Origin of the sequence: Photobacterium satsumensis (assembly GCF_050336935.1) — a bacterium.
Taxonomy (GTDB): Bacteria; Pseudomonadota; Gammaproteobacteria; order Enterobacterales; family Vibrionaceae; genus Photobacterium; species Photobacterium satsumensis.
This window is the reverse complement of the sequence record NZ_JAKJSK010000006.1, coordinates 1164887-1185020: the sequence shown is the minus strand read 5'-3', so window position 1 is coordinate 1185020 and position 20134 is coordinate 1164887. Positions and strand designations below refer to the sequence as shown.

The 20134-nt window shown below is 45.9% G+C and carries 22 protein-coding genes; 19 read left to right on the top strand and 3 right to left on the bottom strand.

Going from position 1 to position 20134, the window contains the following annotated elements; all coding sequences use genetic code 11:
• Positions 1-5: 5 nt before the first annotated feature.
• Both L4D79_RS05575 and L4D79_RS05570 read right to left on the bottom strand, forming a co-directional pair.
• On the bottom strand, positions 6-1790 hold the full coding sequence (locus tag L4D79_RS05575) for a DUF1501 domain-containing protein (protein ID WP_428648493.1): 1785 nt from the start codon (positions 1788-1790) through the stop codon (positions 6-8).
• A gap of 5 nt (positions 1791-1795) precedes the next feature.
• Positions 1796-3298 carry a DUF1800 domain-containing protein gene (locus tag L4D79_RS05570; RefSeq protein WP_428648490.1) on the bottom strand — a complete coding sequence of 501 codons (1503 nt, stop codon included), beginning with the start codon at positions 3296-3298 and terminating at the stop codon, positions 1796-1798.
• 519 nt (positions 3299-3817) lie between these two features.
• Here L4D79_RS05570 and L4D79_RS05565 point away from each other — a divergent pair.
• From L4D79_RS05565 to L4D79_RS05505, 13 genes are all read left to right on the top strand, one after another.
• Positions 3818-4699 carry a mechanosensitive ion channel family protein gene (locus tag L4D79_RS05565; RefSeq protein ID WP_428648488.1) on the top strand — a complete coding sequence of 294 codons (882 nt, stop codon included), beginning with the start codon at positions 3818-3820 and terminating at the stop codon, positions 4697-4699.
• Between the two features lie 102 nt (positions 4700-4801).
• Positions 4802-5995: a DEAD/DEAH box helicase gene (locus tag L4D79_RS05560; RefSeq protein ID WP_428648486.1), complete on the top strand. Its 1194-nt coding sequence runs from the start codon at positions 4802-4804 to the stop codon at positions 5993-5995.
• A 421-nt stretch (positions 5996-6416) separates the two neighbouring features.
• The gene (locus L4D79_RS05555; protein WP_428648483.1) at positions 6417-6818 is read left to right on the top strand and encodes a GFA family protein; all 402 of its coding nucleotides are present in this window, start codon (positions 6417-6419) and stop codon (positions 6816-6818) included.
• Positions 6819-6831: 13 nt separating this feature from the next.
• Entirely contained in the window at positions 6832-7293 is a 462-nt protein-coding gene (locus L4D79_RS05550) for an NUDIX hydrolase (protein WP_428651713.1), read from the top strand.
• A gap of 41 nt (positions 7294-7334) precedes the next feature.
• On the top strand, positions 7335-7760 hold the full coding sequence (locus tag L4D79_RS05545; protein WP_428648480.1) for a VOC family protein: 426 nt from the start codon (positions 7335-7337) through the stop codon (positions 7758-7760).
• Between the two features lie 21 nt (positions 7761-7781).
• Entirely contained in the window at positions 7782-8141 is a 360-nt protein-coding gene (locus L4D79_RS05540; RefSeq protein ID WP_428648478.1) for an MmcQ/YjbR family DNA-binding protein, read from the top strand.
• A gap of 26 nt (positions 8142-8167) precedes the next feature.
• Entirely contained in the window at positions 8168-8536 is a 369-nt protein-coding gene (locus tag L4D79_RS05535) for a MazG nucleotide pyrophosphohydrolase domain-containing protein (protein ID WP_428648475.1), read from the top strand.
• Positions 8537-8734: 198 nt separating this feature from the next.
• A complete protein-coding gene (locus tag L4D79_RS05530) occupies positions 8735-9304 on the top strand; it encodes a GNAT family N-acetyltransferase (protein WP_428648472.1) in 570 nt (189 codons plus the stop codon).
• Between the two features lie 20 nt (positions 9305-9324).
• Positions 9325-9720, top strand: coding sequence for an ACT domain-containing protein (locus L4D79_RS05525; protein WP_428648469.1), 396 nt, complete (start codon positions 9325-9327; stop codon positions 9718-9720).
• Positions 9721-9754: 34 nt separating this feature from the next.
• Positions 9755-10219 carry an HAD family hydrolase gene (locus L4D79_RS05520; protein WP_428648466.1) on the top strand — a complete coding sequence of 155 codons (465 nt, stop codon included), beginning with the start codon at positions 9755-9757 and terminating at the stop codon, positions 10217-10219.
• A 15-nt stretch (positions 10220-10234) separates the two neighbouring features.
• Positions 10235-10765, top strand: coding sequence for a GNAT family N-acetyltransferase (locus L4D79_RS05515; protein ID WP_428648463.1), 531 nt, complete (start codon positions 10235-10237; stop codon positions 10763-10765).
• 129 nt (positions 10766-10894) lie between these two features.
• Positions 10895-11434, top strand: coding sequence for a 3'-5' exonuclease (locus L4D79_RS05510; protein WP_428648460.1), 540 nt, complete (start codon positions 10895-10897; stop codon positions 11432-11434).
• 237 nt (positions 11435-11671) lie between these two features.
• On the top strand, positions 11672-12094 hold the full coding sequence (locus L4D79_RS05505; RefSeq protein ID WP_428648457.1) for a hypothetical protein: 423 nt from the start codon (positions 11672-11674) through the stop codon (positions 12092-12094).
• Between the two features lie 49 nt (positions 12095-12143).
• Here the strand turns inward: L4D79_RS05505 and L4D79_RS05500 are convergent, their stop codons facing one another.
• The gene (locus tag L4D79_RS05500; RefSeq protein ID WP_428648455.1) at positions 12144-12602 is read right to left on the bottom strand and encodes a hotdog fold domain-containing protein; all 459 of its coding nucleotides are present in this window, start codon (positions 12600-12602) and stop codon (positions 12144-12146) included.
• Between the two features lie 376 nt (positions 12603-12978).
• On the opposite strand from L4D79_RS05500, the gene L4D79_RS05495 reads away from it, so the two are divergent.
• The 6 genes from L4D79_RS05495 to acnD all read left to right on the top strand — a co-directional run bounded on the left by L4D79_RS05495 (position 12979) and on the right by acnD (position 20122).
• A complete protein-coding gene (locus tag L4D79_RS05495; protein ID WP_428648452.1) occupies positions 12979-13887 on the top strand; it encodes a DMT family transporter in 909 nt (302 codons plus the stop codon).
• Positions 13888-14017: 130 nt separating this feature from the next.
• Positions 14018-14428: a VOC family protein gene (locus L4D79_RS05490; RefSeq protein WP_428648450.1), complete on the top strand. Its 411-nt coding sequence runs from the start codon at positions 14018-14020 to the stop codon at positions 14426-14428.
• Between the two features lie 114 nt (positions 14429-14542).
• On the top strand, positions 14543-15256 hold the full coding sequence (locus L4D79_RS05485; RefSeq protein WP_428648447.1) for a GntR family transcriptional regulator: 714 nt from the start codon (positions 14543-14545) through the stop codon (positions 15254-15256).
• A complete protein-coding gene (prpB, locus tag L4D79_RS05480) occupies positions 15253-16125 on the top strand; it encodes a methylisocitrate lyase (protein ID WP_428648444.1) in 873 nt (290 codons plus the stop codon). The genes L4D79_RS05485 and prpB overlap by 4 nt, the downstream gene beginning before the upstream one ends.
• 153 nt (positions 16126-16278) lie before the next feature.
• Positions 16279-17454 carry a bifunctional 2-methylcitrate synthase/citrate synthase gene (gene prpC, locus L4D79_RS05475; protein WP_428648441.1) on the top strand — a complete coding sequence of 392 codons (1176 nt, stop codon included), beginning with the start codon at positions 16279-16281 and terminating at the stop codon, positions 17452-17454.
• Between the two features lie 82 nt (positions 17455-17536).
• On the top strand, positions 17537-20122 hold the full coding sequence (acnD, locus tag L4D79_RS05470; RefSeq protein ID WP_428648438.1) for a Fe/S-dependent 2-methylisocitrate dehydratase AcnD: 2586 nt from the start codon (positions 17537-17539) through the stop codon (positions 20120-20122).
• Positions 20123-20134 lie beyond the last annotated feature (12 nt).

The following is a 20134-nucleotide window of genomic DNA, read 5'->3' as shown; positions in this document are numbered from 1 at the left end:
CTCTTCTAATTTCCCCATATTTCTATTTCACGGAAGTTATTCCATCCAACCCATTTTCCGCCGGCGGGATCGTTATTACCGTTACAGGTCAGTTGGACATATTTAACATTCGTAGCTGAAACTGGGAATCCGATTAGGGCTGAAGTATTTCCCGGGGTGGTAATATTACTGATGGTTGTATAGTTGACACCATCTTCACTCACGGCGATATCAACAAAGTACTGGCGAATATCCCCTTTTTGCTGCGACCACTTAATTTCTGAGAGTGTTGCCGGGTTCGATAACTCAAGTGTGTAGGTGATGCCGAGGCCATGCGCCGTCCAGCGTGTTGTATCATCCCCGTCGACGGCCATTTCTGGAGTGTGATCAACCCGAGTATCGGATGCGGTTACACCCGCAATAGCCAATTTTGCTGGTAGCACTGGTGGCTCTGTAGCATCCCCTAAGAAACCAAGGTAGCGGCTTGGAAACGGGTTCTCATTGGCTGGGTTGAGGCTTGGGAAAATATAATCGACGCTGTTGTCTGACAACCCAAACCATTTACATAGAGTCGCAGCCATTTGTTCTGAAGAGGTCGACGGAATGAATTTGTTCCCTGTTGCGTCTTGTCCGTCATTGGCAATGAACTCGGGTAATGTCCCGTAGGTCATACCACCGTTGACTGAACCGCCAATGATTAACTGGTTACTGCCCCAGCCGTGATCGGTACCACGGTTACTGTTATTGGCGATGGTGCGGCCAAAGTCCGACATGGTGAAGGTCACGACTTTATCTTGTAGGCCCTCGGCTTCTAACGATTGATAAAACGCACTCAAGGCGGTGTCTATCTGTGCTAGCAGTGAGTCATGCTTACCTGGTTGGTTGAGGTTGCGCTGGTTACTGTGATTGTCGAAACCGCCAAGGCTAATGAAAAACACTTGCCGTTGGTGGTTGAGTTGTTCACTGGCTTGGATCATACGTTTTACCATCCGGCACTGGCCACCTAGGTAACTTGCGGGAATGGTGTCATCTTCTGGGAAAGTGTTCATTACAGCGTCGAGCTCAGCCTGAAAATCAATGACTCCTCTCAAACGGGCAATATATTCTTGTGAAAACGCGGAGCCATAGGGCGCATCCGTCAATTTGATGAAGTTGTTATTGACGGCATTGGAGTGGCCTAGTGCATCCATCGCTCTGACGCCATCACTACTAATACGCAAATCTTGACTGTTTTGCCCACCGAGCAGCTCGTTTCCAGAAAGTGAGAGGCTTTCAGATACTGTCGCAGCTTCATTGGCCAACAGGTCCATCATCATGCCAGCCCAACCGTAAGAGTGGTATTCAGAGGTATTCCAAGCAATTTGCCATGCTGATTGCTGCTTGTTGTGAGCACCAAGGTTTGACGGTTTCTTAACGCTGCCAATGTTCCCTTTATTTGTTGGCTCGAGCAGGGGACCCACATTCACAACGGCTGTGGCTTTATTGTCTGTCATTAATTGAGCGATGTTAGGCATGCTAGCGTTGATGCCGATTGATTGCCCGCTTGCTGTTACCGGGATAGGCAGTATTTCTGAAGCGCTTAGGTGGATATCTGGCCGTGCGTTGACATAATTATCATAGTTAGTGCCGGAAGCTGGCATGATCATATTGAAAGAGTCATTGCCGCCATAGAGGAAAAGACAGACTAACGCTTTGTAATCGTCACTACCTGCGGCAAACGCATTGCTTGGCAGTGTCAGTGATAGAGGAAGGGCGGATGAGGCTGTAGCAATGGCAGAGCCCTTTAAGAATTGTCGACGTGAGATGCTCATAGTTGCTACTCCTGTACCATGAAGTTAGGGGAAATAAGGGCAAAGAACACCATTTTAGGAACAGCCCAATATTTCCTGTCGTGGATGTCATAAATGGAGCCGATTCGCGCCTCAAGTTCAGGCACCATTTCCCCGTGGAGGAAGCGATTTTTGATGAGTGTCATCATTGCTTCCTTATCTTCATTGTTTGCCGCTTCTTCAATATCAACAGGCGCCACATACATTTCTTGTTTGTTATTGGTTTTATTCCGGTCTTGGCCGTAATTAAGTACGGTACGATAAAAGACGTTGCTTATTTTGATGACCTGGCTCCAGTCGATTAATTCCAGCTCAGGTGCCGTTAGGTTTGCCTCGAGCAATGCACCCTGTGGGCTATGATCCGGAGAGTAAAAGTTGAAGACTGATGGTGAGCCGAGTGGGTACTGACCGAACGTGTCAGCGTAGTTCATTGGGTTATAGATGATGTCACCGCTTTTCCCCGGATAGGCATCCATTGCGCGATAAAAATAGGTCATGGCAAGGATAGGCTCACGCACTTTGGCGACATGCAGGTCGTTTTCTTTCAGCACTTCACTGTCGGTCAGGATAGCTGTGATGACTTCGCCGAGGTTACCCCCTGTATTGCGAAAAACGGAAGCCACCCTAGCCACATATTCAGGCCTTGGGTTTGAGGTAATAAAGCGTTTGATTAATAGGGTACTGATAAATGGCGCGGTATTAGGGTGATTGACGAGCAGGTCAAGTACTTGATCGAGCTCTGCTTCAGCACCAACGCCTTCCGGAAGTTCCGTGCCGAGAACCGTCTTGGCTTCCATGTCGTGGGAGTCATCATAGGCAATCATGGGTTTTTCCATGCTGCTACCATCCATGAACCAACCCGTAAATACACGCGCCATATTCTCTATATCATTATCGCCATAGGTTGGAATTGGCTGGTTGTTCTCATCAAGCTTGGGCGTCCCGTCGATATTAAGTTGCTCCAACCCAATCGTAAACAGCTGCATAACTTCTCGGGCATAGTTTTGGTCGGGGTTCACTCCGGTGTGGCTTTTGGGTAGGTTGCCAACCATGGTGAGGTAGTGGCCCATAATCGGAGAGCGGGTTACATGATAAAGTAAGGTTTTGTAGTCACTGAAGGCATATTCGGTAAGAATATCGTAATAGTGGGCCAGCGCTTCCGGGTAGGGAGCCAACTGGGCATCTCGATCGCCAACGACGACTATTTGGCTTAGGGCAAATGCCATGCGCTGGCGTAATTGCGCCCCCTTCCATAACGCGATATCAAACCAAGCGCAAACCCGCATTTCCTGTGTTGTCGAGGAACTTCCACGCTGTTGTGCTTGGTAAAGTGTACGTTCTTTGTGACTTTCATAAGGTTCAGAAAATTGGCTGTTAATCCAACTGGTACGGTTGTCGAGAGTAAGGAATTCTTCAATCTCGCCTTTTTTTATACCCATCGTAGCCATATCCAAGAATCTGGATGCTTGTCGGTATGTTAATCCTTCCATAGATGCTCACCTTGTGATGAAGAGTTTTTTTCCGGTATATCTAGCTTGGGATTAATGCATTTGTATGGGGAATAATTTGTATTGTTTTATTTGAATTTATGATGTTGTGGCGGGTGATAATGAAAATGCCTTGAAACCTAGCCACAGGGTAAGAAATATTAGCATTTTGCAAAACTGCTATAGGCTTATGCATAGGATGTAATATTGGCGGAGCTTAATTCGCGATTAGATATCATCTTTTCGAGTTATTCTCTGTTTGAATACATGTAGATAGGAAATACTAGAGGTGATCATTGTCCCATGCATAATAATGCTGCGCGTGACTTAGCGCAGTGGTTTGTTTGTACCTGTTGGCTCTGGGGGCAATAAAATGCTGAGGGTTACGTGTTAATTTTAACTCGCCAGCGTTTTAAACAGAGGTATTTGTATTCCGCTGGATTTTAGGTGGGATCTGTGGGAATTTAGCCAAGCATCACGCGGATATAGCAAAGTGATAAGTAAGAGTGAGAAGAGGCGCTCATGCCAGAGAAGTTGTTACCGGTTATTGATTTTTTTATTGAACATAAAATATTGCTCAGTGTACTGATCATTGCGTTAGTTCTGATGTTCAGGCGGTTAGTCCTAAAGCAGATACGCGGGGATGTAGCGTTTGTATCTGAGCACCAGCGCAAGTGGATGTCACGGACTAAAAATGGCACCTTCACCTTGATGGTGGTTGTGTTGTTCATGCTCTGGCAGTCTGAAATCAGTGAATTCGCTTTATCTGTAACAGCCATTGCCGTCGCGATTGTTGTTGCATCCAAAGAGATTATTCTTTGTTTCACCGGTTCAATTCAACGAGCCAGTGCGCGTTCGTTCAGGATTGGTGATTGGATCGAAGTCGGCTCCCTGTGTGGTGAAGTCATTGAGCACAATATGATGGCAACAGTGATCCAAGAGATCGACCTTCATCATGGGCAGTATCATTTCACGGGTAAAACCGCGACCTTGCCGAACAGCATGTTTTTTACTTATCCAGTAAAGAACCTTAATTTTATGAAACGCTATGTTTACCATAGCTTCAGTATTACGGTGAAAGAGTTCGTTAACCTTTTCGTGCTAGTGCCAGAACTTGTAGAACAGATTGAAAGCCACTGCGAAGAGTTTATCGATGTTGCCAGACGCTATAACGGGGTAATCGAAAAACACGCAGGGGTTGATCTTCCTGGCCCGGATCCACATATCCATATCACCACGACATCAACCGGTGAGCAGGTGGTGCATGTCATGTTGTTCTGTCCGACAGAAATGGCGACTCACCTTGAGCAGCAAATACGCGAAGACTTTATGCAGATCTACCAAGAAACCTATGGTAAGAACAATTTGAATGAAGAGCGAAACCCGAAAGTTAGCTTTATGTAAGTAGGAAAGTTGTCACTTGGTAACGGTGTTCGTGATAAACTCCCGCGCTTCATGTAGAGGCGGCTCTACCATATTTAGTTAAAGTACAATTAGAGGCGATTCATGCCATTCTCTAAACTTGGGCTCAGCGAGTCATTAACCCAAGCGGTTAATGAACTGGGCTACAGCAAGCCAACAACGATCCAGACTAAGGCTATCCCTGTTATTTTGCAGGGTAAAAACCTAATTGCAGCGGCGCAAACGGGTACAGGTAAAACTGCGGGCTTCGTTTTGCCAATCCTTGAAAAATTAAGCCAAGGAAAGACGCAACGTAAAAAACGTATTCGCTCACTGATACTTGTTCCTACCCGTGAATTGGCTATCCAGGTTGAAGAGAAGATCACCCTGTATTCTAAGCATCTAGGTTTAACGTCGCTGGCGATGTACGGTGGTGTGGATGAGAAGCAGCAGAAGCAAAGCCTGATTGATGGTGTGGATGTATTGGTTGCGACTCCTGGTCGTTTGCTTGATATGTACGGCCAGCGTGCTGTTCACTTTGAAGAAGTGGAAACGTTAGTGCTTGATGAAGCTGACCGTATGCTGGACATGGGCTTTATTGACGACATCAACAAGATTATTGACCGCCTGCCTGAAGAGCTGCAATTCTTGCTATTCTCAGCGACGCTGTCTAATAAAGTGCGTGATTTGGCAAAGTCGGTAGTCGACAACCCACATGAAATCAGCATTGCAGCTAATGAAGCGTCCAAAGCTAACATTGAGCAGTGGTTAATCACAGTCGATAAAGATAAAAAGTCGGCGCTGCTTAGCCATTTGATCAAGGAGAATCAGTGGGATCAGGCGTTGATCTTCATTGAAACCAAGCACGGTGCTGCAAAACTGGTGTCTCAGCTGGAAAAACGTGATATTGCGGCTGAAGCATTCCACAGTGGCCGTAGCCAAGCGATTCGAGTTCAACTGCTTGAAGACTTTAAAGCCGGCAAGATCAAATACCTGATCGCAACGGGTGTTGGCGCACGTGGTATTGATATTGAAGAACTGTCACGTGTGGTGAACTATGATCTGCCATTCCCAGCTGACGAATACGTTCACCGTATTGGCCGTACTGGCCGTGCGGATGCTTCAGGTGAAGCGATCTCGTTTGTATCGAAAGACAACTTCAAAAATCTGTGCATGATTGAAAGTCGCTTGGGTCATTTGATTGAGCGCCGTGAAATTGAAGGTTTTGAGCCTAGAAAACCTGTGCCGATTTCAATTTTGAATTATGTGCCAAAGAGCAAACGTCAAAATAAAGACTGATCTCTTCTAAAAGGAATACTCAAGCCTCTGCCATTATGGTGGGGGCTTTTTTTTGCTTTGATCTTTCATCAATCACAGAATCTAATGGGGCCTGCTGTCATAATATACCCAAGCTACTTCAAGATGCTGGTTCAGCGAGAGTTTCTAAGCTTATAGGCTAGGCATTGTTTTGAAGATCTAGCGGCCCTAAATCAAGAAACAATAACGCAGTATAGAAGCTTATAAAACTCGCCCTTCGGGAGGGTGTCAGCCCATCCACTCCTTCGTTGAAGCTTTTTAAAAGGGAATACCATTCTTGCAAATCTTCGCCTTGCATTGAATGAGCTGACAACCCTCTGAATCCCGCACCTTGAGGTAACTTGGGTATATCTAACCATTCAAGATAGACTTGATGTGTGGCTTGGAGCTTAAGGAGGGAAGGATGAAAGGACAATGTTTATGTGGCGCTATCGAACTGACGGCTGACGATCAACAAGAGGTTGGGCTTTGTCATTGCACCATGTGCCGTAAGTGGTCGGGCGGCCCCTTGTTTGCTGTGCACTGCAATTCCAATGTTGTAATAAAAGGCGATAAACCTGTAGCGTATCGCTCGTCTGAATGGGCTGAGCGGGTATTTTGCGGTAAGTGCGGCACACATCTTTATTATCACCTGCTGCCGAGTAATGAATATATTGTTTCTGCCGGGCTATTTCAGGATCAAGACTTCACGCTAGTCAGTGAAATCTTCATAGATGAAAAGCCGGATTTCTATGAACTGAAAAATGACACCCATAAAATGACAGCTCAACAAGTGTTTGAGCAATATGCACCTAAAGAGGAATAGATAGAAGAATATGATGATACAAAAAATTCCGGTAAATACCTCTATAGTTTCAGGCGTCGCTTTATCTGAAATAGACGGTGATATGAAAATGTTATTGATGAAGCGAGTGAAAGGTGGATATTGGTGTCATGTTGCAGGTTCGATTGAAGGTGAGGAAAAAGGCTGGCAGGCGATAGTCCGAGAGTTTTTTGAAGAAACACAAATTGCTGTATCTGAACTTTATAATGCCCAATTTTTAGAACAGTTTTTTGAAGCGGATGTGAATGTGCTGCAGATCATTCCGGTCTTTGCCGTGTTATGTCCACCGGATCAGTCTGTCACTCTTAACGAAGAACACACGGAATACCGCTGGGTTGGCCTTGAAGAAGCGAAGGCCTTGGTACCATTTCCGGGACAGCGCAACGTGTATGACCATGTGTGGGCACATTTTGTCGATCATACACCTTCAATACATATGAAAGTAAATATATCTTAGTGTCATTAAAATACCGTCAAATACAGTGATAGGAAAACAGAGTGAAGCAGAACATTGTTAACATTGCCCTTGTGGTAAAAGACTATGATGAAGCGATTGATTTTTACGTTAATAAATTGAAGTTTGAATTAATAGAAGATACTTACCAGCCCGAGCAAGACAAACGCTGGGTGGTAGTCGCTCCGCCTAACTCCACTGGTGCCAGTTTGCTGTTGGCAAGGGCATCGAAGCCTGAGCAGCTAGATTTTATTGGTAATCAAACAGGTGGACGCGTATTTCTGTTTTTAAACACTGATGACTTTTGGCGCGATTATAACCGTATGGTTGCCGATGGCATTAAGTTTGTCCGTGAGCCGAAAGAGCAAGATTATGGCACGGTTGCGGTATTTGAAGATCTTTATGGTAATTTGTGGGATCTCCTTCAAATGAACCCTGATCACCCTATAGCAATGCGTACAAGTCACTAAGCCCATGCCCTAGAGGTTGTTATGAACAGACAAGAGATCGTCGACTTTATTATGACGCTACCTGAAGCTGAATTGGATTACCCCTTCGGTGCCGATGTTATGGTGTTCAAGGTACTGGGTAAGATGTTTGCGCTGTTATCGGTGAACGAGGGTGTTGTCGACATTAACTTGAAAGGGGCCCCGGCTGACAATGAGGCGCTTACGTCGATGTTTACGGCTATACGTCCGGGATACCATATGAACAAAAAACATTGGGTAACCGTGTCAGTGACAGATGAAATCGAAGATGGCATGTTGAAAGGCTTGATTGATCGTTCTTACGAACTCGTGGTCGCTAAATTGAAAAAATCCGATCGGGAAAGGTTAGCCATTCAACGATAGAGAAGTCGTGTCGGGACAGGGAATTGATGGAAGAACTGGGTATATTGTTGCAACTGGCGCGGCGCAAGGCAGAAATTGATAGAACTTCGACGTGGTCAGAAGGGGCTAAAACCTACCTTTCTGAGTTAAAGGCTGAAGTCGATGAAGTGACTGATGAAATAGCCAACCAGAGACACTGTCATCTTGAAGATGAGTTGGGTGATGTTCTGTGGGATTATCTTAATGCGTTGGTTGCATTAGAAGACGAGGCAGGCATTAAGATCGAGTCAGTGCTGAAACGGGCATGTAACAAGTACCATGAACGTATATCGGGGATCGAAAATGGCGTGTCGTGGCAAGCGATCAAAGAGCGGCAGAAAATGGCGTTAGAGGATGAACAATCAAGCTGTGAATAAAACTCTTTTCGGATCAGGCCTGCCACCGTAGCGGATCTAACAGCACTTACTGTTTTGTTCATTACCGAGAACCGCCACAATGCAGAAATAGCGCCGGATGTCGTCGAAATCACCGAGGATGTGCTGAATCCAGCAAGTTGAAGTCACTTGGGTATACTGAGTTAAATATTGAAAGTCAAAAAAGGAAGTCGACGTTAGATGGTACACCAGTTAGAAACAGACAGGTTGATTCTCCGGCAGTGGAAGCGGGAGGACTACCCGGTTTACGCCAAGCTCAATGCAGACCCCGCTGTGATGAACTATTTTCCTGCCGTGTTATCCCCGCAAGAAAGTGACGCCCAAGCGGCTAGAATCACCCAGCTTATCGCTGAAAGAGGGTGGGGTTTCTGGGCAGTCGAGCTAAAGGCAACCGGGCAGTTCATTGGTTTTGTCGGTTTACATAGCCAAGATGAGCACTCGGGGATCCCAAATGCACCATTTGTTGAAATTGGTTGGCGGCTTGCCAAAGAGCATTGGGGCAAAGGCTATGCTCCCGAGGCGGCAAGCAGGGCGCTGCAGTTTGCTTTTTGTGAACTATCGGCACCAAGTATCTACGCTTTTACTGCTTTACCTAATACGCCCTCTCAACGGGTGATGGGCAAAATCGGTATGGTAAATATTGGGCAAGATTTTGATCATCCCAAGCTGCCACAAGGACACAGCCTTCAGCGCCATTGTTTATATCAGATCACTAAAGAAACTTGGTTAAACAATAGCAGTAAAAAATAGGGCACTAATGAGGAGGAAACATGGCTGGGATCACTGATCTACAAGAGCTGCTTGAATCTATGTCTCCTGAATTACAAGCAGGGGAATTTGTATTTTGTACGGTGGCTGGTCAATTAGCCGAATACGTAGGCTTATCACCGATTTCAGCCTTTCAAGAGTCGGAAGGGCTAACGCTGGTGCTCACTAGGAAAAAGGCGGATAGTGCAGGGCTGGACTACGAAGCAGTGTTTAGGATGATCACGCTAACGGTTCATTCCAGCCTTGAAGCGGTAGGTTTAACTGCTGCCATTGCCACTAAGCTTGCTGAACAGGGAATAAGTGCCAATGTCATTGCAGCTTATTACCATGATCACGTGTTTGTACAGAGCGAGAAAGCCGATGAAGCGTTAATTGCGCTACAGTCATTTTCTTCTTGAAGTAGCAGGGTAAAGTAATAAGAAAGGACTCTAAATGACAAGAATATACCTGTTTGATTGGGGAGATACCTTGATGGTTGATTTCCCGTACTACCAAGGGCCAATGTGTCAGTGGCCAGATGTTCAGGTGGTACAGGGAGCACTTGAAGCCCTTCAGCACCTCTCTTTAAACGCCTCCATCTATATCGCAACCAATGCTGAAGACTCATCACTGGAAGAGATAAAACAGGCATTTACCAGAGGTGGATTAGCGCCGTTTATCACGGGCTATTTTAGTAAAGTTAATGTGGGAATAGCGAAAGGGACGCCAGATTATTTCCAGCGTATTGCCGCTCAGTTGGATGTACAACCCCATGAAATAACCATGGTTGGGGACACCTTAGAGAAAGATATTAAGCCGGCTATTGCCGCAGGGTTACAGGCCGTTTGGTATCAACCGTTTGGTGAAAATGATGACGAGCAATATCATAAAATCAGTAGCTTAGAAGAACTATATTAACAAGGAGTTGTAGTTATGAGGTTAGTTTCACCGTCCTTAGCGTTTAAAGAGGCATTTAAGTGCTTCTATGACGATTTTGCCTGTAATGATCCGGAAAATGCCCAATATTACGCCGATGGAAAAGCGCATTTTGAATCTTATATCCAATCTTTAATTGATGAATCTAATGGCGTGAATTTACCGGAAGGGTATGTGCCTTGCCACCATTATTGGCTGGTTAATGCAGATAACGCCATTGTTGGGGTAATACGTATTCGGCATAACATTGGTACGCCATTCTTATCAAAAGAAGGAGGGCATATCGGCTATGATGTTGCGCCAAGCTATCGTGGCCAAGGGCATGGAAAATCAATGCTGAAACAGGCGTTGCCAAAAGCTTATCAGCTGGGTATTCAGAAAGCCCTGATCACAGCCGATGAAGATAATACGGCCTCGCGCACCGTGATTGAGCGTAATGGTGGGCAATTTGAAAGTCTTGTACAAGGGCAGGTCTTCCCATACCCTATCGCCCGATATTGGGTCGATTGTTGTGCTACAAACAATTGAGTGTTTAAACCTCTTTATTACTCAATGATATCCGGTTAGTCAAAAGAGGGTTATTACGTTTCATTTTTGGCTAACCCGCCGCTAAATGCTATCCTTCGTGCCAGTTATAGCGTGATATCCGGAAGTGAGATGAATTTTAACCGTATTGTGTGTTTTGACCTCGAAATGTGCTGTTGGAACGATGGCCGTGAGTCAAGGACAGGTGAGATCATTGAGATTGGCGTCGCAGAGCTTGATCTGACCAACGGTGAGATAGTGCGCCGAGCTCAACATTTTGTAAAACCGGATCATGATGAAGTATCACCCTTCTGTACCGAATTGACCGGTATAAAGCCTGAGGTGATTGAGAAGAACGGCAAGCCACTTGGGCATATCCTGAAATCGGTAGAGCAAAAATTCGGTGGCCGACATAAAATTTATGCTGCCTGGGGGCGTGATGACATTATTCTTCGTAAAGAATGCGAAGAAAAAGGTTTGAAAGTGCCTTTCGACGAATACCTAAACTTGGCGACCTTGTTCAGGCTGCAGCGTCATGTCACTAAAAAACGTTGTGGACAACGAGCAGCGATGGAAATGGCTGGTGTCGAGTGGGAAGGGCGTCAGCATTCTGGTTATGATGATGCTTATAATTTGGCTCGATTGGCGAAAACACTTTTCCTCAACGATTAAGAGAAAGCTGTAATCGGTCGTTTTTGTCTTTTATCGGTGAAGATATGTCCTAAAATTGTAAGTTTTGACGTAGAAGTCAGAGTATATTTTCGATAAGGCTATAATTTTTCAAGATTTTCACTTCAAAACTAATTGACAAAAAAATCATGATGGTTAACATTATGCAAAAAATAACTATGCAAATTGTTGGCTATGGATTTTACAGCGTGTCAGATTCCGGTTCGGAATAGACTCAACATGGACGAGTTTCCCTATTCAGATAAACTCAACGAGCATCGTTCATGTGAAGAGATCATTCGTTGGTGGAATGTCCCTTATGTGGACGAACTAACGTATGAAGAGTCAGGGGAAATAGGTGTGTGCGTGCTTGATGGTGCAACTTGGGATGGGCCTAGGTTGATATCTGAGCATGCCACGTTTGAGGAGGCAGTGGCTGCTGCTAATTTCTATGTCAATCATTCTGATATCTGGCGCCGATTCAAGGAGCCTTATAAGCCGCTTGCGAAAGTGGACCATTTGATTGATATGAGTTCCTTCATTCATGGCAAATTAGCAAAAATGGATGAAAAGCAGCTGTTTGACTATATGTTTCATTGGTTACCTGACGCGAACGAGAACCAAGCTGGACAAGTTGAAAGAGAAGCCTCTTTGGTGGGCTAGTTAGTTTGTTAGCAAAGCGCAGATAATCTATTCCTGCGCTTTGTTTGTATTAATCCGTAAATCTCACATTCATTGTAATATCAGCCCGAAAAACCAGATTACCCTCTGTGTCCTTTACCTCTACGGGTACAACCTTATCCCCTTCGGTCATCCAATCTATATTTTCACCTTGTGCATAGGCGATAAGATCGGTTTTCGCCTTCTTTAGATACTCAACCGTCATTCCTACGGGGATCCAGCGGCTTTTTACCGGTACCGACACATCCGTCATCATTCCGCCAGCAAGCTCAGCCATGTTGCACATGGCGATGGCATGCACAGTATTTAAATGGTTTGTCACCCGACGGCGTTTTTTAATTGTGACCTCGGCATAACCGGGTTGTAATGCTGTCACCTTAGGTTTGATTGAACCGAAGTAAGGGGCAAGGCGGCAGACAACAAAGCTGAACAGTTTGTCACCAAAGGGCAGGCGGCGCATATGCTGATAGATCTTGAGGTTCTTGCGCATTGAAACGTCCTTTTTCAATTTGTCATTGCTTCTTGTATTTATAGTCTGGTCTGACCAGAATGCAAGATAAATCTAGAGCTATAACTCTATAAACATATATTTTCCAACTTGGGTATATGAGTACTGATTTCCTGCGAGGTGGATCACTCTTTCTTTTTGGGAATTAATGAGTGATAGTTGAGTGGTGTTTGATTTTTTTGATTTATTTTTCAATGTGTTGAGATGGTTTACTTTGCTTTTTATAGAGGCTTTTTAGTTTGCAAATCGAGCGTAAAAAAACAAATGTCTGACAATAGACTCACGATGTCTGTTTAGAGATATTTGTTTGTAAGCTGACGTGCCACAATTCACACGTAATCAAATTAAAAGGCAAACCATGTTCTACTTATTTCCTCTATTGACTGTCATTATCTGGGCAGGGAATGCCATCGTTAACAAAATGTCTTACAGCGTGATCGACCCTGGTGCGATCTCTTTTTATCGCTGGTTTTTTGCCATGATGGTATTAACACCCTTTGTAATGCCTTCTGTATGGCGCAAGCGTCATGAAATTAAACCGCACTTAACCAAGCTGGCTTTTTTAGCCTTGCTGGGCATGGTGCTCAACCAGTCACTGGGCTATTTTGCAGCAGCGACAACCACAGCTACAAATATGGCACTCATTATTTCACTTGTGCCGTTGTTGAGTATGTTCTTGAGCGTTCCGATACTGGGGCAGCGTCTGCTACCACTAGCTATGGTTGGAGCCGTTTTATCGCTGGCTGGCTTGGTCTTTATGCTGGGGCACGGTGATATCCGTACATTAACATCGCAAGGAATTAAACAAGGTGATGCGTTACTGATGATAGCAGCCTTTGTTTATGCGCTTTACTGTGTGTTGTTGAAACGCTGGAAAATGCCATTGAATAACTGGCAGTCTGTTTATGTGCAGGGGCTTTTCGCCGTCATTATGCTAACGCCGATGCTACTTAGCAGTGAACGCATGGCGATCTCAGGCGAATCATTGCCATTAATTATGTATGCCGCATTACCGGCTTCGGTATTGGCACCATGGTGTTGGTTAAAAGGCATTGAAATCTTAGGTGCTGACCGAACAGCCATGTTTATGAATTTGATGCCTGTCCTTACGGCTCTTATTGCCAGCGTGACATTAGGAGAGCAGTTAGCGGTTTACCATTACATTGGCGGTGGTATGGTTCTCTCTGGTGTAATCCTTGCCCAGCGTAAACCAAAGTTGGAGATTTCCACCGAACATTTGGCAGGTAATGCTAAACCGACAGCGTAACCTGTAGGTGATCAATTAAAAACGGCAGTGGCTGAGAAGTCACTGCCGTTTTTCTTTTTGGCTATTATTAATCAGGGACTTGCTTCGAATATAACGAGTTAATTGATGGTTTTTAATAAGGAGATTAATTATGCAAGAGATAACACAGGTCAATCACCTTGGCATACGGGTCAGTAATCTAGAGCGGGCCATCGCTTTTTATCAAAAGTTGGGTTTTGAATTTATCACTGGGCCTTCCGGACCTGAGCCTGTCGCAATCTTACTTCACCCTTCCGGTATCAATATCAACTTAATCCTTAATGCCAATGATCCTTCTGGCAGAAATATTTTGATGGATGACCCCATTAAATACACTGGCTACACCCATGTAGCGCTTGAAGTAACAGATATGTCTGCCGTGTTGGCTAAGTTACCGAGTTTGGATATCTCTCCAAGTAGTGGACCGGTCTCGCATCCAACAGGCATTTCACTCTTTCTGCGTGATGATGACAATAACGTCATTGAGCTCATTGAATATGCTGGTTTGGATGCGTTGAAGTGATGGATTGTCGACAATCTATACTAAGGTCTAATACAAATTGTTAACAATCGGCTTGTAAAAGCGAATGTATAGCGCTAAATTTGTTCACGAGTTACGAAATTGTTGACAATAAAGATGAGTGAACAAAATTTGAAATTAAAGAGTGTCGACAGTCACAGCGTAAAAGAAGGGACAAAATCTGAGAGCCTGACAGAGCAGTTGATTGATCAGATTGTGAATGGCACCTATTTGGCTGGCAGTAAGATTTCTGAGCCAGAGCTGGCCAAGCATTATGGTGTCAGCCGGGGGCCACTCCGTGAAGCTATGATGCGCTTGGAGTCAATGGGGTTGGTTGAGCGTATCCCCCATGTCGGAGCGCGGGTGGTTGCCTTAACGAAAGAAAAACTGATCGAGATTTATGCGGTACGTGAAGCTCTCGAGGGCATGGCGGCAAGGCTTGCTTGTGAACATATTACAGACGAAGAGCTAACCGGATTAGAAGCATTACTCGATGCCCATCATCAACATATCGAACAAGTTGAGGGGGCATCATATTTTCATCAGCAGGGTGATTTTGATTTCCATTACCGGGTCATTAAAGCCAGTCGAAACACTAAGCTGATCAACCTGCTTTGTGATGAGCTTTATCACTTGCTGCGAATGTACCGGTATCAGTCACAGCGCTCCCATTCTCGGCCAGAGCAGGCCCTTAAAGAACACTTTCATCTTCTCAGTGCGCTAAAAGAACGCGATGGGGAGTTGGCAGAAATGTTGATGCGGCGCCATATAATGAGAAGCCGCCAGTTAATTGAACAGCAGTTGAAGCAGGATAAGGAGAAAATCTCATGAGTCCAGGGAAACGCTTCCGCCAAGCGGTAGCCAACAACAACCCGTTACAGATTGTCGGAACGGTCAATCCGTATTGCGCCATGATGGCAGAGCAGGTGGGTCACCAGGCGATATACCTTTCTGGCGGTGGAATAGCCAATGCATCATATGGTCTGCCGGATTTGGGTATTACGACTCTTAATGATGTAGTGGAAGATGTCCGGCGGATCACTGCGGCCACGACTTTACCTTTGATGGTCGATATTGATACCGGGTTTGGTGGTGCATTCAATATTGCGAGAACCATCAAAGAAATGGAGCGTAGTGGGGCCGCGGCGGTTCACATGGAAGATCAGGTCGCTCAGAAGCGCTGTGGGCACCGCCCGAATAAAGCCATTGTTAGTCAGCAGGAAATGGTCGACAGGATTAAAGCCGCTGTTGATGCGAGGGTAGATGCTGACTTTGTGGTCATGGCACGAACCGATGCATTGGCTGTTGAAGGGATGGAGTCAGCTATTGAGCGAGCGCAAGCTTGCGTCGAAGCAGGGGCTGATATGATTTTCCCTGAAGCGATCAATACGTTGGAACAATATCAGCAGTTTTCAGATGCGGTAAAAGTGCCGATTTTGGCGAACATCACTGAGTTTGGTCAGACGCCGTTGTTTAGTACTGATGAACTCGCTGAGTGTGGGGTCGATATGGTGCTTTACCCGCTGTCTGCATTCAGGGCAATGAACCAAGCGGCGTTGAACGTCTATCAACATTTATTGCAAGACGGCCACCAACGTAACGTCGTCGATCAAATGCAAACCCGTGAAGAGCTATATCAATATTTGGGCTATCACGATTATGAACAAACACTAGATAAATTATTTAAACAATCCGAATAAAGCTTTTAGGTTAAAAAAAATAATAAAAATAAAGACAGGGTGAAAATAACCTCTGGGGATTTCTTTATCTCTAGAAATAATGGAAATAAAGAATTACCTAAAGAAGGCACCATCCATTCAATATCGTGAATACAACTGAAGAAGGAGTCTGCTATGACTGCTATAGCCGTAGCTGATGTAAAGAAGGACGGAAAAGAACCTAAAGAAAACGCCATTGGTGGTGCAGGGCTGAGAGGGCAAAGCGCCGGCTCCACGGCACTATGTACGGTAGGAAAATCAGGTACCGGGCTCACTTATCGTGGCTATGACATTACCGATCTTGCTAATAACGCAGAGTTTGAAGAAGTCGCCTATTTATTATTAAAAGGGGCGCTTCCGAATAAACAAGAATTACAAAAATATAAACAAGCGTTAATCGCGTTTAGGGGATTACCAGAAGCTTTAAAACTGGTATTAGAAGCAATTCCTGCCGATGCTCATCCGATGGATGTGATGCGAACCGGTTGCTCCATGCTAGGTAACATAGATCAGGAAGTCGATTTTTCTCAGCAAGATGAGAAGACAGACAAGCTGCTGGCGATGCTTCCGGCTATGATTTGTTACTGGTACCGCTATAGCCATGACGGTGTGCGTATTGATACCGCAAATAGCAACGAGGATAGCATTGGAGGATATTTCCTCGAAATGCTGACCGGCAAGTCGCCGTCGGAGCTGCATAAGCAGGTCATGCATTGTTCCTTGGTGTTGTATGCTGAGCATGAATTCAATGCTTCGACATTCACCGCCCGTGTCTGTGCGTCCACATTGTCCGATCTCCATTCTTGTATTACCGCTGCCATCGGTAGCTTGCGTGGCCCGCTACACGGCGGGGCTAATGAAGCTGCGATGGCAATGATTGAGCAGTGGCAAACACCGGATGAAGCAGAAGCTGGCATCATGGAGATGCTCGCAAACAAAGACAAAATAATGGGCTTTGGTCATGCAATTTACCGTGAATCTGATCCCCGCAATGCTTTAATTAAAACATGGTCGGAAAAACTTTCTGCCGATGTTGGTGACACCCATCTGTATGCGGTTTCTGAACGTGTTGAGCAGGTGATGAAGCGGGAGAAAGGACTATTCTGTAATGCTGATTTTTTCCATGCCTCGGCCTATCACTTCATGGGGATCCCGACCAAGCTTTTCACCCCGATTTTTGTCATGAGCCGAGTCACTGGCTGGGCGGCCCATGTATATGAGCAGCGTGCCAATAACCGAATTATACGACCGAGTGCGGATTACGAAGGACCGGAGCATCAGGATTGGCTGCCGATTGAATCGCGCAGTTAACGCTTAATTCAGACCTTGAGAAAAAAGCCAATGCCTGCTGACATCTCAAGGTCTGTGAGCAGGACATTCACGGATGTAGATTATGAATATTAATACAAAATACCGTAAGCCTCTTGTAGGCAGCGGACTTGATTTCTTCGATACCCGAGAAGCCGTCAATGAGATATCGGCTGGTGCTTATGACACCCTCCCTTACACATCACGGGTTTTGGCTGAGCAACTGGTCAGACGCTGTGATCCTGAATCGTTGACCGACAGCTTGAAGCAGATCATCGACCGAAAGCGCGATCTTGATTTTCCGTGGTACCCGGCGCGAGTGGTTTGTCATGACATCTTGGGGCAAACGGCCTTAGTTGACTTGGCGGGCCTTCGGGATGCCATTGCTGCACAAGGTGGTGATCCAGCAAAAGTGAATCCGGTGGTGGAAACGCAATTGATCGTTGATCACTCTTTGGCTGTCGAACATGCGGGCTTTGATCCTGAGGCATTTGATAAAAACCGAGCCATTGAAGAGCGGCGTAACGAAGATCGTTTTCATTTTATCGAGTGGTGTAAAACGGCTTTTGAAAACGTCAGTGTGATCCCGGCCGGTAATGGCATCATGCACCAGATCAATCTGGAGAAAATGTCTCCTGTGGTACAAGCCAAAAATGGCATTGCTTATCCAGATACCTGTGTCGGCACTGACAGTCATACACCGCATGTCGATGCCCTAGGCGTGATTGCTATAGGCGTCGGCGGGCTTGAAGCAGAAACGGTCATGCTGGGTCGTCCTTCTATGATGCGTTTACCGGATATTGTCGGTGTTAACCTGACAGGAAAACGCCAGCCGGGTATTACCGCGACCGATATCGTATTGGCAATTACGGAATTTTTGCGTAATGAGCGTGTCGTTTCTTCCTACTTAGAATTCTTTGGTGAAGGGGCAAGCGATCTCACAATCGGTGATCGGGCAACTATCTCTAATATGACACCGGAGTATGGCGCAACGGCGGGGATGTTCTATATCGATGAGCAGACCATTAACTACCTAAAATTAACCGGTCGTGACGAACCGCAAGTTGAGCTGGTGGAACAATACGCCAAAGAAACGGGTTTGTGGGCAGACTCTCTCGAAAATGCCGTTTATGAACGTGTATTGGAATTCGACTTGTCGTCAGTGTCACGCAATATGGCTGGGCCCTCAAATCCCCATCGTCGCTTACCGACATCTGAACTTGCTTCCCGCGGGATTGCCGGCAAATGGGAAGAGAAAGAAGGCGAATTGCCGGATGGCGCGGTCATTATTGCGGCCATTACATCTTGTACCAATACCAGTAACCCGCGAAACGTGGTCGCAGCGGGCCTGTTGGCCAAAAAAGCCAATGAACTTGGGCTATTACGTAAACCGTGGGTGAAATCTTCCTTCGCGCCGGGTTCGAAAGTGGCCAAACTGTATTTGGAAGAAGCTGGCTTGCTCACCGAGCTGGAACAACTGGGTTTTGGCATTGTCGGTTATGCCTGTACCACTTGCAACGGTATGAGTGGTGTCTTGGATCCTGACATCCAGCAGGAAATCATCGACCGTGATCTCTATTCAACCGCAGTACTGTCGGGAAATAGAAACTTTGATGGTCGTATTCATCCTTATGCTAAACAAGCGTTTTTGGCATCACCGCCCTTGGTCGTTGCTTATGCGCTAGCAGGCTCGATTCGTTTTGATATCGAACGTGATGCTCTGGGTTCTGATCGTCATGGTAACCCCATTTACCTTAATGACTTATGGCCAAGTGATGAAGAAATTGATGCGGTAGTTGGCAAGCATGTTAAGCCGGAACAGTTCAATCAAGTCTACATTCAAATGTTCAAACTACATGACGAGCAGCACAATAGTAATCCGCTTTATGACTGGCGTCCGATGAGTACCTACATTCGTCGACCTCCCTATTGGGAAGGGGCACTGGCCGGTAAGCGAACCTTGTCTGGCATGCGCCCGTTGGCGTTATTGGGCGATAATATTACGACAGATCATTTATCTCCATCTAATGCCATTCTGGCTTCTAGCGCGGCGGGTGAGTATCTAGCCAAGATGGAGGTACCTGAAGAAGACTTTAACTCTTATGCGACGCACCGCGGTGATCACTTAACCGCTCAGCGAGCGACGTTCGCCAATCCAAAATTGTTTAATGAGATGGTTAAAGACAATGGCGAAGTGGTGCAGGGCTCACTGGCGCGTATCGAGCCGGAAGGTAAGGTCACTCGTATGTGGGAGGCGATAGAAACCTATATGAATCGCAAGCAGCCTCTGATTGTAGTTGCAGGCGCTGATTATGGTCAGGGTTCGTCCCGTGACTGGGCGGCGAAAGGTGTTCGTCTTGCTGGTGTCGAAGCCATTGTTGCTGAGGGGTTCGAGCGTATCCACCGTACCAATCTGGTGGGAATGGGCGTGTTGCCATTGCAGTTTAAGCAAGGTGTTGATCGTAATACCTTAGCGCTTGATGGGACTGAATTGTACGACGTTGTTGGGGAGATCCAGCCGGGCGCTGATTTAGCCTTGGTCGTAACGCGCACTAACGGTGAAAAGGTTGATGTACTGGTTACCTGTCGCCTTGATACGGCTGATGAAGTGTCTGTATATCAAGCCGGTGGTGTTTTACAGCGCTTTGCCCAAGACTTTTTGGCTCAGTAGGGGGAGATGAAT